Origin of the sequence: Streptomyces chengmaiensis (assembly GCF_029846775.1) — a bacterium.
GTDB lineage: Bacteria > Actinomycetota > Actinomycetes > Streptomycetales > Streptomycetaceae > Streptomyces > Streptomyces chengmaiensis.
In genome coordinates, this window is sequence record NZ_JARWBG010000070.1 from 13,924 (window position 1) to 27,627 (window position 13,704).

Annotated in this window: 8 protein-coding genes; 1 reads left to right on the forward strand and 7 read right to left on the reverse strand. The window is 74.2% G+C overall.

Annotation, left to right across the window (positions count from 1 at the left end; genetic code table 11):
• Positions 1–49: 49 nt before the first annotated feature.
• Genes QCN29_RS33100 through QCN29_RS33115 form a run of 4 tightly spaced genes read right to left on the reverse strand, consistent with a single transcriptional unit; the run spans position 50 to position 4,260 of the window.
• Entirely contained in the window at positions 50–658 is a 609-nt protein-coding gene (locus QCN29_RS33100; RefSeq protein ID WP_279932795.1) for a GTP-binding protein, read from the reverse strand.
• Complete coding sequence (locus QCN29_RS33105) at positions 639–1,085, reverse strand: DUF742 domain-containing protein (RefSeq protein WP_240138595.1); 447 nt, start codon at positions 1,083–1,085, stop codon at positions 639–641. The genes QCN29_RS33100 and QCN29_RS33105 overlap by 20 nt, the downstream gene beginning before the upstream one ends.
• Positions 1,086–1,102: 17 nt before the next feature.
• Complete coding sequence (locus tag QCN29_RS33110) at positions 1,103–1,570, reverse strand: roadblock/LC7 domain-containing protein (protein WP_279932797.1); 468 nt, start codon at positions 1,568–1,570, stop codon at positions 1,103–1,105.
• Positions 1,567–4,260 carry a sensor histidine kinase gene (locus QCN29_RS33115; protein ID WP_279932799.1) on the reverse strand — a complete coding sequence of 898 codons (2,694 nt, stop codon included), beginning with the start codon at positions 4,258–4,260 and terminating at the stop codon, positions 1,567–1,569. The genes QCN29_RS33110 and QCN29_RS33115 overlap by 4 nt, the downstream gene beginning before the upstream one ends.
• A gap of 386 nt (positions 4,261–4,646) precedes the next feature.
• On the opposite strand from QCN29_RS33115, the gene QCN29_RS33120 reads away from it, so the two are divergent.
• Complete coding sequence (locus tag QCN29_RS33120; protein WP_398860471.1) at positions 4,647–5,168, forward strand: hypothetical protein; 522 nt, start codon at positions 4,647–4,649, stop codon at positions 5,166–5,168.
• A gap of 143 nt (positions 5,169–5,311) precedes the next feature.
• Here the strand turns inward: QCN29_RS33120 and QCN29_RS33125 are convergent, their stop codons facing one another.
• The 3 genes from QCN29_RS33125 to QCN29_RS33135 all read right to left on the reverse strand — a co-directional run bounded on the left by QCN29_RS33125 (position 5,312) and on the right by QCN29_RS33135 (position 13,298).
• The gene (locus QCN29_RS33125) at positions 5,312–10,714 is read right to left on the reverse strand and encodes a hypothetical protein (RefSeq protein ID WP_279932800.1); all 5,403 of its coding nucleotides are present in this window, start codon (positions 10,712–10,714) and stop codon (positions 5,312–5,314) included.
• A 66-nt stretch (positions 10,715–10,780) separates the two neighbouring features.
• Positions 10,781–11,692, reverse strand: coding sequence for a hypothetical protein (locus tag QCN29_RS33130; RefSeq protein WP_279932802.1), 912 nt, complete (start codon positions 11,690–11,692; stop codon positions 10,781–10,783).
• Between the two features lie 79 nt (positions 11,693–11,771).
• The gene (locus tag QCN29_RS33135; protein ID WP_279932803.1) at positions 11,772–13,298 is read right to left on the reverse strand and encodes a hypothetical protein; all 1,527 of its coding nucleotides are present in this window, start codon (positions 13,296–13,298) and stop codon (positions 11,772–11,774) included.
• Positions 13,299–13,704 lie beyond the last annotated feature (406 nt).

Here is a 13,704-nt window from a genome sequence, read left to right on the forward strand (position 1 = left end):
CCTGTCGGCGGGGGTACGGGCCGTGTCCCCCGGCACAGGCGGCACGGGGTCAGGTCGCCGCCGGCCGGCGGTCCCGGTCGACATGCGTCAGCGCATGCTCCACCACGGCGACCAGCACGTCCTTGACGGATTCACGCTCGCGCGCATCGCACATCAGCAGGGGAACATCGGCGTCGAGATCAAGCGCGGCGTGCACCGTCCCGGCCGGAAAGCGGGCCGCCCCCTCGAAGCAGTTGACGGCCACGGTGAAGGGAAGGCCCCGGCGCTCGAAGTAGTCGATGGCCGCGAACGAGTCGTCCAGCCGCCGGGTGTCGGCCAGGACGACCGCCCCCAGGGCGCCCTGGGCCAGCTCGTCCCACAGGAACCAGAAGCGGTCCTGGCCCGGCGTGCCGAAGAGGTACAGCGCCAGGTCGTCGCGGAGCGTGATCCGTCCGAAGTCCATGGCGACAGTGGTGGTCGCCTTGGACTCGACGCCCTCGGTGTCGTCGACCGGGCGGCCCGCCTCGGTCAGCGACTCCTCGGTACGCAGCGGTCTGATCTCGCTGACCGCGCCGACCAGCGTCGTCTTGCCCACTCCGAAACCGCCTGCCACCAGCAGCTTCAGCGTGACCGGCTCGGCCGGCGGGGCCGTCCGGCGGCTAGAGCGCCCGAAGACCATTGATCACCTCGCGGAGAATGCTCACATCCGGCAGCTCGGCCGGGGGGATGGGACGGGTTACCTGGACGATCCGGTCCACGACGAGGTCTCCGACGAGGACGCGGACCACTCCGACGGGGAGGTCGAGACCTGCGGCGAGCTCGGCGATCGACTGCGGGATCTCACCGCAGCGTTCGACGATCTCCACATGCTCGGGCGAGAGCGTCTGGTCGCGGCCGGGATCGTCGGCCGCGGCGTCCGGCAAGACCAGGGCGATCAGGTCGAGCCGGTGGGTGGCGGTGCTGCTGGTTCGCCCGCGCGTCATCGCATACGGGCGCACCACCGGCCCCGCGTCGGCGTCGAACCACTGGTGCGGCGGCGACGGCGGTCTCGGATAGGACGCGGGGCCGGGCGGAGTCGGCTGACCGTGCTGGGCCGGGTCGCTCATGCCGTCCACGCCCCCGCTCAGCCGTCGGCGGCCAGGCCGGTCCGTGGCGCGGTGCCGAGGTGTGCTCCGACTCGCCTGACCATCAGCGCCATCTCGTAGGCGACGAGGCCGACGTCGGAGTCGGCGTCGGCGAGCACCGCCAGGCAGCTGCCGTCGCCGGCGGCCGTGACGAAGAGGAACGCTTCGTCCAGTTCGACGACGGTCTGGCGGACCTGTCCGGCGTCGAAGTGCCGGCCCACGCCCTTGGCGAGGCTGTGGAACCCGGAGGCGACGGCGGCGAGGTGCTCGCCGTCCTCACGGGTGAGATCGCGGGACGCACCGGTGGCGAGGCCGTCGCGGGAGAGCACCAGGGCCTTGTGGATGCTGTCGACGCGGTCGACCAGTTCGTCGAGGAGCCAGCCGAGTTCGCCGGAGCCCCGCGCTGTGCTGCGGGCGGGCACATCGGCGTCGGCGGCGTTGGATGCTGCGGCGTACGGTGCGGTCATCGACCGTCCCCCTCCGTTGTGGTTCTGATTGTGGTTCTGGTTGTTCTTGCGGTTCCGTCGTTGCGTGTGTCGTTGCGTGTGTCGTTGCCTGTGTCGTTGCCTGTGTCGATCCGGTCGCGCATGTCGCCGGGGTGGTTCTCGCGGCGGCCGCGCTGCCAGCCGCGCTGCATCGCTGACATGCGGCCGCGGACCTCCTCCGGGTCCCGCTCGGTGTCCGGCCGGAGACCGAGCCGGGTCGTCTCGGGTTCCGCTTCACGTCGGAGCCCGCGGGCGAGGCTGGCCTGTCTCACCCGGCGGGGCAGACCGTCGGCCGGACCGGGCGGCTGCGGGGCGCCGCCCGCGGGAGGCGGTGGCGGATCCGGCGGATCGGGTACGGGAACGAGGGTCGGGGGCTTGCGGCGCGGCAGCGGCGCCGGTCCGCCGTGCCGCTGCTGCGACTGCGACTGCGACTGCGACTGCGACTGCGACTGCGACTGCGACTGCCGATGATGCCATTCGTCCGGCACGGAACGGCGTCGCCCGCGGGTGCCGGACAGGAAGAACTCGTCGCCGGACGGGTCGTCGACGTCGCAGCGCGCGTCGCGGTCGACAGCGCCGTCTGCCAAGTCCACGGTGACGCTGAAATCCGGTGGTCCGACCGGGGGTTCGAGCTCCACCGGACCGTCGGGCAGAGCCGACGGCCGCGCCGAGAGCGCACTGAACACACCGTCGGCGCGCTGCCGCCGGCCGCCGCTCCGCCGCCCGGCGGGACTCTCGCTCTTGCGGTCCAGCCGGAAGCCGGCTCCCTGGGTCTCGGGAGCCTCGGTGAGCAGGGCGGCCGGGATGAAGACGACCGCGGTGGTGCCGCCGTACGGGGAGGGCTGGAGGGAGACCCGTACCCCCTGGCGCCGAGCGAGCCGGCTGACGACGAACAGACCGAGCCGGTCTGTGTCGGACAGTTCAAACTCCGGTGTCTCGGCCAGTCGGAGATTGGCGTCGAGCAGGGCGTCCGGAGTCATGCCGAGACCGCGGTCGTGGATCTCCAGGGTGAAGCCGTTGGCGACCTGCTCGCCGTGCACATGCACGGCGGTGTGCGGGGGCGAGAACACGGTGGCGTTCTCGAGGAGTTCGGCGATGAGGTGGGTGAGATCGGCGACGGCGGGGCCGCCGACGCCCAGCCGGGGCAGTCTGCGCACCTCGATGCGTTCGTAGTCCTCGACCTCGGCGACGGCCGCCCGGACGACGTCCATCAGCTGGATCGGCTTGCGCCACTGGCGGGAGGGAGCGGCCCCGGAGAGGATCACCAGCCCCTCGGCGTGGCGGCGCATCCGGGTTGTGAGGTGGTCGAGGCGGAACAGGTCGGCGAGTTCCTCGGCGTCCTCGGTCCGCCTCTCCATGGCGTCGAGGAGCGTGAGCTGACGGTGCAGGAGCACCTGGTTGCGGCGGGCGAGGTTGACGAAGACCTCGGAGACGCCGCGGCGCATCTCGGCCTGGCGCACGGCCGCCTCGACCGCCGCCCGCTGGAGGGTGTTGAGGGCCTGTCCCGCCCGGCCCACCTCGTCCTCGTCGTATTCCAGGCGCGGGGCTTCGGTCTCGACGTCCACCTGTTCGCCCGCGGCGAGACGGCGCATGACGCTGGGCAGCCGTACGCCGGAGACCTCGTGGGCTTCTCTGCGCAGCCGGGTGAGCGAGCGGACGAGGTCACGTCCCACGCGGACGGAGACGATGACGGAGAGCAGAAGGGCGAGGAAGCCGAGAACGCCGGCGATGCCCGCCTTCACGAAGACCTCGCGGACGGCGGGTTCCACGCGGTCCTGGAAGCGGTCGCCCGCTGCGGCGCCCTCGCGGGCGAGGTCGTCGAGGACGGGGCGGGCGGCCTGCCGCCAGCGCTCCGCCTCCGCCGCGCCGAGGCCTGTGGCCGGGCCCTGGGAGATGAGGCGTTCCTCGGCCTCGCGCAAGGGCGCGGTCCGGGGGCTGCCCCAGATCTGCCGATGGATCTCGCGGTCGCGGGCGGCCAGGTGCTCGTACCCGACGTCGTAGTGGAGTGTGCGCTGCGCCACGAGGTCGGTCAGCGCGCGGATCTCCGGGCCGGTGATCTTACGGGTGGTGAGGGCGGAGGCGATCAGTGCGTCTTCGCGGGCGAGCGTCTCTCGGGCACGCATCAGGCTGACCAGGGCGCGGCCTTGGCGCTCCGTCGTGACGTCGTCCAGCACGAGGAGGGTGCTCAGGAAGCTGTGGCAGGGGTCGACGACGCCGTTGTAGAACTCCAGGGCCTGTCTGCGGGAGATCTCGCCCGCTTCTACGGAGCGGCGCAGGGCGTCCAGACCGTCCAGCGCGTCCAGCAGGGAGTCCAGCTTCCGGGCGCTCTCAGGACGCATGTCCTCGCGGACGCCGGAGCGGTCGGCGTTCTCCCTGACCTTCGCGACGGCGCGGTCGGTGGCCTGGCGCTGCCGGTGAAGCGCCGGCAGCGCTTCGGCCGCTCTGGGGTCGGCGAGATAGACGAGCGTCTGGCGGCGTTCCTCCTGGATGACGTGGGCGATGTCCTCGACGGGGCGGCCGACCTCGCGGGCGACCGAGCCGACGGCCAGCAGTCTGCCCACTTCGCGGCCGGTGAGCACGGTGGCGAACCCCCACAGGGCGGTGAGGGAGACGAGGGGGATGAGCAGCAACGTCACGATCTTCCGGCGGATCGACCTCCCGCGAAAGCGCATGCCCTCCCCCTGCTCGGACCTGCCGGTGATGGCGGTGTTCCGTCAACAAACGGCGCGAGCCTACTACTGCCGCAAGAAGGGCTCGAAGGCGCGTCCGGACGATTTTCGGACGGCTGCGGCCGACCTGGATGCCCGCGGCGTCGGGGGTGCGGGGCATCCGGGGAGTTCACATTCCCGGGTGCGTGCCTGCCGCCTGACGGTTCGTCGCCCCCCGGAGGGGCGCAGTTGGCTGGAATCCTTCTGTCCGAGACGCTCTCCGGGGGAATCTTCCAGGCTGGTCAATCGTCCTTGTGTACGGGGGGATTCACCATGAGGACGGGGGATTCAATGCATTTAATCCGGGCATCCCTCCTCATGTCGGATATAGGTGGGGAGTGACAGGGTCCATGAGTACGGAAGAGCGTCGGCAGCTGTGGGTGGAGGAGCCTGCGGCAAGGCGGCGCATGGCCGAGCCGGTGCGCACGGCCGCCGTGCGTGCGGTGCTGATCGCGGCCGTGACGCTGATCCAGGCCATGGTGGCGTTCTTCTGCACGGTCGCCGGGTCGTGGCTGGCGTTTCCGATGGTGCTCTCCAGTGTGGCCGGCACAGTGGTGGCGACCTGGGCGGTGCTCGACGTCTGGGTGACCCGCCAGGTGTGGAACCAGCGCCACGGGGTGGTGTCCGAGCCCAGCAGCACGGCGCGGCGGCTACGGCGTGAGCGCCGCAGGGCGAGGAAGGCCGCCCGGGCTGCGGCACGGGAGGGCGGCGGGAAGAAGGCCCGGACCGCCCGGATAGCCGACCCCGCCGCAGCGGCCGCAACGGCCAAGACGGGTGGGACTTCCGAGGCTGCCCAGAGCCCTGGAAGTGCGGGGGCACGGCTGCCGCACACCGCGACGCGGGGCGCGGGCACGCTGTCCGGAGCAGTCTGAACAAGCGACCCCGGGCGCACCCCCGCAGCCGGTCGACCGGACGGTCGGCCAACGGCCGGCGACCCGGGGCTGCCCGGGACTGTCGGGACGGCTACCCGGGGCTGCCCGACCTGCTGCCCGGGGCTGTCGGGACGGCCGGCTGACTACGGCACGGGCGCGGCGTCGGTCTCCTCTGCGCCGCCGGCCGGAACCGCGATCCCCTCGGGGGCATGCCCGGTTGCGGGCTCCGGCACACGGTCCGCGGCGCGCCGGAACATACGCGTGGCGGTGATCTCCCCGTGCACGGTCTCCCCTGCCGGGTCGATCTGCGGCAACCCGGGCCGCAGATGCTCCTCCACGCTGATGTACTTCAGCCCCGCCCGCAGATCCGCGTCGTTGCGCAACCGGATGACCAGCGGGAACTCCGCGAGCGCCGTGGTGTCGAACAGACCCGTCGTATAGAGCAGCTGCACACCGAGCGCGTCGGAGACGGCGCGCTGGAGCTCCAGCAGATAGGTGGCGTTGGCGCGGCCGATCGGATTGTCGAGGAACAACGTGCCGGCGTGCCGGTGCCGGTCGCGTCCGCGGTCGTTGCTGCGGAGCGCTGCCATCGTGCAGTACAGGGCGATGGCCGCGGTGAGGAGCTGGCCGCCGGAGAAGACGTCGCCCATCTGCCCGACCGGGACCCGCTCGGCGCGGAGCACGGCGTCCGGCTTCAGGATCTCCACCGCGACGCCCTTGGGCTGCAGCGCCGCCTGAACGCCTCGCAGCAGCAGCGACATTCCGTCCCTGCGGCCGTCCCCGTACACGCCGGAAGGGCTCTTCTTCACGGCGGCGCGGGTGGCCTCGTCGATGACTTCGCCGAGCCGTTCCGCGAGGGTGGCCTGGTCCGGTTCCTCGAACCGGATCCGCAGGAACTCCTGTCCCGACCACTCGCCCAGGCCCTCGGGGAGCCGGGACAGCCGCTGCGCCGAACGGAGCGTGGCCAGGGCGGTCTCGACCAGGCCGCGCAGCCGGTCCACGATGGTGTCGCGATTGCGCTCCAGCTGCGCCAGCTCGTCGGTGAGCACCCGCAGCCGCGGAGCGAACGCCTCCGCCCACTTGGCGGCGTGTTCGGGCAGGGCGGCGGCCGGGAGCTCCCGGATCTGCTGGCGGGCCGGGGTGCGCACCTGCTCGTAGCGGGTGGAGTTGGCATGCCGTACGAGCACGTCGGACGCCTCGCGCACGGCCGCCTCCGCGGCTGACAGATCGGTCGCACAGCCGCGCAGCGAGCGCCGGGCCTCTGCGGCGGCGCGGCGTGCCTCCTCCAGGCCTGAGGCGTACGGTTCAGACACCTCGGCCGGCTCGTCCTCCGGCTGGTGGTCGCGGAGCAGGTCACGCAGGAGCGCGGCGGTCTCTTCGAAGCCGCTCGCCGCGTCCTCGGCGGTGCGGTGTGCCTGGAGGAGGCCGCTGTGCGCGGCGCGTGACGCCTCCAGCTCGTCGGCGCGGGAGGCCAGTTCGGCGTTGGCGGTGCGCAGCAGGGCCTGGGCGTGGGCGGCGTCCGCGGGGGTCAGCTCGTCGGGGAGCCCGGTGTGCGCCTCTCCGTCGGCGGGGGCGAGGCGCTCCGCCTCGCCTCGGAGCCGGCCGAGCTTCTCGCTCGCCTCCGAGGCCCGCTGCTCCAGCAGCTGGACGTGGGACTCGGCGCGGGCGGCGGCCGCCTGACGGGAGGGGCCGTCGGCGCCGTCCATGCTCTCCAGGAGCTGTGCGGCGCGGGTGCGGACCCTGTTGGTGAGGCGGTCCAGTTCGGCGAGGGCGGCGCTCTCGTCGCTTTCGGCGCGGGCCTGTTCGGCGCGGAGGTCCGCGCCGACGCCCACCTTCTCGTACAGCTGGGACGCCGCCCGATAGGCCTCCCGAAGGGCGGGCAGGGACGGGCGGTGCGCGTCGGGGCCGTCTTCGGCGCCGTCGTGTGCGGCGCCGTCGGCGCGGGCGTCATCGGGGGCGCTCTCGGGGGCGCCCGCGATCTCGGCGCGTTCGGCACGCAGGGCGCGGGCCGTGCGGTGCGCGTCGTCGGCAGCGCGCTGGGCGGCCCTGCGGTCCTCGTCCGCGGCCTTGGCCCGCTCCAGGCAAGCGGTGGCGCGGGCCTCGGCCTCGGCTGCGTCATCGGCCAGTTCGCGCAGTTTGACCTGCCAGCCTGCGCGTTCACGCAGCCGGAAGGCGAGACCTGCGAGCGCGTCGGCGGAGCGGCGGGCACGCTGGGCGGCCTCCTGACGCTCGTCGCGGACCCGTGCGGCGTCGGCCGCCGCCTCTTCCGACTCGGTGCGCACGGCTCGCGCCTCGGCCAGGGTCCGCTCGGCCTCTGCGGTTGCCTCGCGGGCCGACTGTGCGGCCTCTGCCAGTTCGGCGAGCATGCCCGCGGGGCAGTCCGCCCGCCACGAGCCGAGGCGGGCCGCGAGCGAGCGGTCCCCGGCGAGCCGTGCCGCCAGTGCGCGGATCTCCTCGTCCCGCGCGGCGGCGCGTGCGCGCAGCGCCTGCCGTTCCTCGTCGGCGGCGTGCTCGTCGTGCATGGCGGGGTTCGGCGGCACGAGGAACACGTCTGCGTCGTCGGCGCCGGGGCCCGGGACCGGGGCCAGCAGGGCGGCCGCGGTGCCGACCGCCACGGCGGAGCGCGGCAGCAGCGCCGCGCCCGCGAGCACATCGCGTGCGCGGGCGTGCGAGGCGGGGTCCGTGATGACGACGCCGTCGACCAGTTCGGGCCGCGCGGCGAGCACGGCCGCATGGTCGGCGGGGTCGACGGCCTGCGCGAGATAGCGCCAGCCCGGCAGGGCGGGAATCGCGTGCTCGCCGAGGAACTCCACGGCTGCCAGCACGTCGGGGCTCGGCGGCAGCAGCCCTCCGTCGCCCAGCGCGCCCAGGATCCGCGCGTCGTCGGCGGCCGCCGTCCGCAGCTCGAACAGCTGCCGTTCGGCGGAGGCGATCGAGGCGTCGAGCAGCTCCCGCAGCTCGTCCGCGTACCGGTCGAGCTCCTCGGCTGTCAGCGGCCCTTCCGCGGTACGGCGGGGAGTCCGGGCCCCGCCCTGCGCGCCGCGACCACCCGCGGCCTCGGGCTGCGCCGCCCCGGCGCGGCCGCCGGGCGTCTGACCGTGCGCAGTCCGCTCGGCGTGAGCCGTGGGGGTTCCGAGCTTGGCGGAGTCCGGGGCCGTACCGCCGGGACCGGCCGCGGCCTCAGCCGGTGCGGCCCCCGTGGAACCGGGCACGTGGCCGTGCGCGGTGTGTTCGGCGTGTTCGGCGCCGGTTGCGCGCCCGGGGTTGGCCGAGGCGGCCGGAGCGGGGCCCGTCATATGGCCCGGAGCGGCCCGCCCAGCCTCACCGACACCCGACGCATGCCCGGCGGGACCCGCAGTCGTACCGGTGCCGGGCGCGGCGGCGGATGCGCCGTCGCCCTGCCCTGCGCCCTCGTTGCCAGACGGGTCCTGTCCTGCCTCGCCGGATGGGCCGACAGCGGCGCTGACGGCACGACCGGAACCCGCCCGGGCCTCGGCCGCGTACGTCGCCGCACCTGCGGGACGGGCGGAGGCGTCGGCAGCCGGGGGGGCTGCCGCCTCCGCGCTGTTCGCCACACCTGGCTCGGCCGTGGGGACGCCGTGCGCGGCGTCCCCGCGGCCGTCGGCGACCGGTGCCGTGTCCCCGGCCGGCCTCGCGGCGGGCGGGGCCGGGGCGGTCGCGGGCTCGGGCCGCAGGGCCGCCCTGGGCAGGCTGAGCAGTTCCGCCAGACGGTCGTCCTCGGCGATGGACCGGGCCGCGCGGCGTTCGGCGTCGTAGGCGCGTTCCGCGGCCTGGGCCGCGTCCGCGGCCCGGGCCGCGGTGAGTTCGGCGCGGGACTCGGCGGCGGCCGCCTCCTTCGCGCGGTCGGCCGTGCCGCGTGCGGTCTCACGGGCGGCGTCCCAGGCGGCCACGGCCGTCTTCTCCGCGTCGCTGGCGGCGAGGGCGGCGCGCGCCGGGTCGGCGTCCGGGGCGCTGTCGTCGAGCCAGCCGGCCCGTACCGCCTCGGCGGTCTCCTGCTCGACCTCGGCGAGCCGCTGCCGCAGATGTCCGATCTCGCTGCGGGCGCGCTGTGCTTCGGTGGCCGCGGCCGTGGCGTCGCGGTGGGCGACCTCGCCGGCCTCCTGGAGCGCGGCGGAGCGAGCCTCCTGCTCGTCGGCCACGCGCTCGCCGTCCCCGGCCGCCCGGTGCAGGGCGCGGACGAGCTCTGTCGCTGCTCTGGCGCGGGCGGCGAGGGCCGGGGCTGCGTCACGCTCGGCCTCGCGGATCGCCGCGGCGACGCGTGCCGAGCGGTCGGCCGCGGCTCGGTGGCGCAGCACGGCTTCGGCCGCCTGCCAGGCGGAGTGGAGGGTGCGTGCGTCGTTCAGCTCACGGCGCTGGGCGGCGGCGCTCTTCTCCGCCGCGGCGAGTGCCAGCGAGGCGTGGCGGTAGGCCAGTTCCGCGGCGACGAGGGAGGCGCGGCTACGGGTCTCTTCCGCCTCCGTCACCCGGTCGGCAGCGGATGTGACCTGCTGTGCGAGGTCCGCGGAGCGCCCGCGTTCCCCGGCGGCGCGGGCGGACAGCTCGCGGGCGAGCGTACGGGTGCGGCGCTCGGCGCTCGCGTGGATCTCCCGGGTGCGGGTGCGGGTCTTTGCGGCCTCCACGATCCTGCCGAGCAGTTCCACCGAGCCGGCGGTGAAGTCGCGCTCCGCGGTGAGTTCGGTGCGGCGGCCCACCTTGTTGCCGAAGTTGCCTACGAGGTCGGCGAGTCCGTCGGTGTCCCGCGTGTCGGTGACGGCCCGCAGCAGCAGATCGGTGAAGTCCGAGTCCTTCTTGACCGCGAAGAGCCCGGCCGCCTCACCCTCGTCGGCGTTCATCTCGCGCTGGTAGCGGAAGAGTTCGGGGTCGAGGCCGAGGTCTCCGAGGTGTTCCTTCCAGCGGTCGTGGATCTCCTCCCAGTACACCTCCAGGTGCGGGTAGGCCTTGCCCGCCTCGGTGAGGGCGTCCCTGAAGCCCTTCATGGTGCGGCGGCGGCCCTGCGCGCCGGACGCCCCTTCGACGGGCGGGCGGACGGCGGTGGATTCGGCGACGGGGAGGTTGTCCAGGCTGAGTCCGGGGCCGGGCCGGAAGGAGTACCAGGCCTCGGCGAACTTGCGCGGGTCGTTGGAGATCTGGCGGCCGCGCCACTCGCTGACCTTGCCGACGACGATCAGTTCGCCGGTGAGCGTGTGCTGCCACTCCAGGGCGACATGCCCGCAGTCGTCCGCCAGGAGGAACTTGCGCAGCACGCCGGAGCTGGCGCCGCCCAGGGTGTTGCGGTGGCCCGGCAGCATCACCGAGAAGATCAGCTTGAGGAGGACGGACTTGCCTCCGCCGTTCTCCAGGAAGAGCACGCCGGCGGGCGCGGGGCGGCGCGGCGGGCCGGCCGGCTCCTCCTCGAAGAACTCGCCCTGGGCCGGGGCGGGGTTGGGCACGGGTTCGCCGACTCCGCGCAGGTCGAGCACGGTGTCGGCGTAGCGCGCACCGGCCGGCCCGATGGAGTAGAGGCGTACCCGGGACAACTCGTACATGGCGGTCGGACTCTCAGTCGTCTTCTCGGTCGGAGGCTGGCGGGTGTGGCGGGGCGGGCGCCCGGCTCACGCGTGGAAGGGCAGGCCGGCGTCGGGGGCCAGCTCCAGGTCGTCGCCTTCGGGCGGGGGCAGGAGGGTGGCGGAGCCGTCGGACACCGGGACGACGCCGAGGTCCAGCAGTTCGGCCATGGCGGCGCCGCCCGCCATGTCGCGCACCTGGAGCTGGTAGCGGGCGGTGGTGCGGTACGAACCGCCCGCGTCGTCTCCGGTCCGCTGCAGGAAGCCGGAGTCGGCGAGGAAGCCGACTGCCTTGCCGATGATGCCTGTGGTGGAGCCGGCGAGGCGGCGGGCGTCCTTGGTGGCCCCGGTGGCGCTGCGACGCGCATAGATCCGCCAGGCGGCTTCGAGCCCGGGGGCGTCGCTGGCGGGGTCGGTGTTCTCCCCCTGCTGCTCGGCCCGTTCCTCCAGGCGGCGGCAGGCCTGGCGGACGAAGGCGTCGACGCCGTTGACGGTGATGCGGCCGATATAGCCGTCGTCGGCGAGGTCTTCGGGGCGGGGGAAGGCGAGGGCGGCGACGGCGAGGTGCGCGAGACCGTGCAGAAACCGGTCGGCGGAGTCGGCGGCGGCGCGGCGGGCGTAGTCGCTCATGCGGACGGCGAAGACCGAGTCCTCTCCTGCGGTGACGGCCATCCCGGCGCGCGGGGAGACCTCGAGGACGACGAGCCCGAGGCCGGTGGCCACGGCGTCGGCGAGCCGGGCGAAGGCGCCGTCCTCCCGGTAGCGGCGGAGCAGATCCGTGTACTCGGCGTCGCGGGCGGGGAGCAGCTTGGGCTGGAGTCCGAAGGAGACGAGCCGCGCGGCGTCGGCAGCGTCCGCGGGTGTGACGGCCCCTCCTGCGGCGGGGGTCGCCGCGTCGGGTGCGTCCGCCTCACGCCACGCGTCGCTGCGCTCCGCGGCGTGGGAGGGGTGGTCGCTCACGGCTGGGGCTCCTTGTCGGGGATGGTGCGGTCGGCGGTGCGGCGGGGGCTGGGGCGGGGGGCTGGGGCGGGCGGCGTGCTCATGCGGAGTCCTTGCGGTCCGCGGCCATGCCCGCTGCGTCCAGCAGTGCCGTGCCGACGATGAGGTCCGCGCCGCCGAACTCCGGGTCGTCCAGTTCCGTGCCGTCGTCGACCGCGAAGAGCAGGCGCTGCTCGCCCTGGCGGTAGGCGGTGCCGACGGGCGGGCTGGCCGCGTGGACGGCCAGCAGGGCGACCAGATAGGGCAGTTCGGGGTCGCGCTTGCGGGCTTCCGCGAGCAGCCCGGAGAGACGGCGCGGCGCGTCGTGTTCGAGATCGAGCAGCTCCATGGCTCCGGCGAGCTGTTCTTCGCTGAAGCGGCTGTCGTCGGGGGTGGCGATGAGGTCCGGCTCGGGCATCTCCGCGCCCAGGTGTTCACGCTCGACGGGCGGGGTGAGCAGGAGGTCGACGAGGTCGCCGAGGCGCACCGAGGCGGGGGTGCGCAGTCCGGCGCCGCGGGCGAAGTACGCCTCCGTGACGCGTGCGGCCTGCTCGACGGGAAGGGGCAGCAGGGGCGCGAGGAGTTGCCCGTACAGATCGAGGCCGGCGCGGGCGGCAGGCGGGGCGAATGCCTGGCGGTCCTGTTCGGCGCGGAACAGGGGGCCGGCCTCCAGGAGCCTGGACTGGAGCTGGGTGTGGCGGCGGATGCAGTCCTTGACGATGTCGACCAGCTCGGCGGCGCGCCTCTTGTGTTCGGGGTCGGTGGCCTCGTCGCGTGCCTTGCGGATGTTCGTCAGGATGGCGTTCTCGTGGCGGTAGCGGTCGGCTACGTGGTCGAGTGCCTCGGCGATCATGTCGGGGACGGTCTCGAGCCAGTCGACGGCGCGCACATTGCGGCGGGTGGCCTCCAGCGTGCGGCGCAGGGTCTCCGCGTACTGGACGGTGCGGTAGCGGGCCTGCTCGGCGGCGAGCTGGGCGTCGGCGAGGCGACCGCGGCTGATGAGGACCTCGAGTTTGACCTCGGCGGCGATCTGGGCGCTGGTGACGTCCGTGTCGAGCGCGCCGACCAGGACGTTGACGGCTTCGTCGGTGGTGCGGAGGTAGACGGCGCCGCCGTAGCCGGGGACTTCCTCGATGAGCTTGAAGTCGTAGTCGCGGCGGGTGTAGACGCCGTCGGGACCGAAGGTGCCGTACACGGCGCGGAATCCGCGGTCCACGCTGCCGACGTTGATCAGGTTCTCCAGCACCCAGCGGGCCACGCGCTCGTGCTCGGCGGCGGGGCGGTGGGAGGTCTGGGCGGCGACGCGCGGCATCAGCCGGGCCACTATCTGGTCGTGGTCGGCTCCGGTGTCGAAGTCCATGGTGAGGGTGACGAGGTCGATCGCGGCGAGGGCGACCTCGGCCATGGAGTAGACCGAGTACTCGCCGGCCAGATTGGCCTTGCGCACGTCGAGGTCGTGCAGCGGCGCGGTGCAGGCGAGCGCGCGCAGCCGCCGCGCCAGCCCTTCGTCGGCGGCCGGGCCCTGAGCTGGCCGCGGCCCCGCGCTGAGCTGGGGCGGAACGAAGTCCGTCGAGGCAGGCGAAGTCACGGTGCACAGGTTAGGTCCTTGCACTGACACCGGTCTAAACGGCGCAGAAACCTCGCGGTGCGGTCACCTTCACCATCCCCGGCGGCGCATGCCGGCCCTGCCGTCGGAGGACGGGCCCGGCACGCCGACTGCTCTGTGCGCGGCGCGGCGCCTGGAGTGCGGCGCCGCCGACGCGGGTCCGGCGTGCGGGGCGGTCCTTCCGGTGTCCGGGGCCACGGGCTGCGGCCCCGGGGCGGGCCACGCGGCCCGGGCCGAACTGCGCGCCCGCAACGGCCCGCGCGGGAGGGCAGGACCGGTGTCGTCCTCACCTGCGCGGAGCGCGCGGGTCCCGGTGTCCGACCCGGGCGGGACGGCCGGCGGCCGACGCCGCAGGCCGCCGCCTCCGAGCGCGGCCGGGCCGCCGCCG

Bases quoted from the DNA above. Each gene is read 5' to 3' on its own strand.
- QCN29_RS33115 (WP_279932799.1), bottom strand. From the start codon at position 4,260: ATGCGCTTTCGCGGGAGGTCGATCCGCCGGAAGATCGTGACGTTGCTG.
- QCN29_RS33100 (WP_279932795.1), bottom strand. From the start codon at position 658: ATGGTCTTCGGGCGCTCTAGCCGCCGGACGGCCCCGCCGGCCGAGCCG.
- QCN29_RS33125 (WP_279932800.1), bottom strand. From the start codon at position 10,714: ATGTACGAGTTGTCCCGGGTACGCCTCTACTCCATCGGGCCGGCCGGT.
- QCN29_RS33120 (WP_398860471.1), top strand. From the start codon at position 4,647: ATGAGTACGGAAGAGCGTCGGCAGCTGTGGGTGGAGGAGCCTGCGGCA.
- QCN29_RS33105 (WP_240138595.1), bottom strand. From the start codon at position 1,085: ATGAGCGACCCGGCCCAGCACGGTCAGCCGACTCCGCCCGGCCCCGCG.
- QCN29_RS33110 (WP_279932797.1), bottom strand. From the start codon at position 1,570: ATGACCGCACCGTACGCCGCAGCATCCAACGCCGCCGACGCCGATGTG.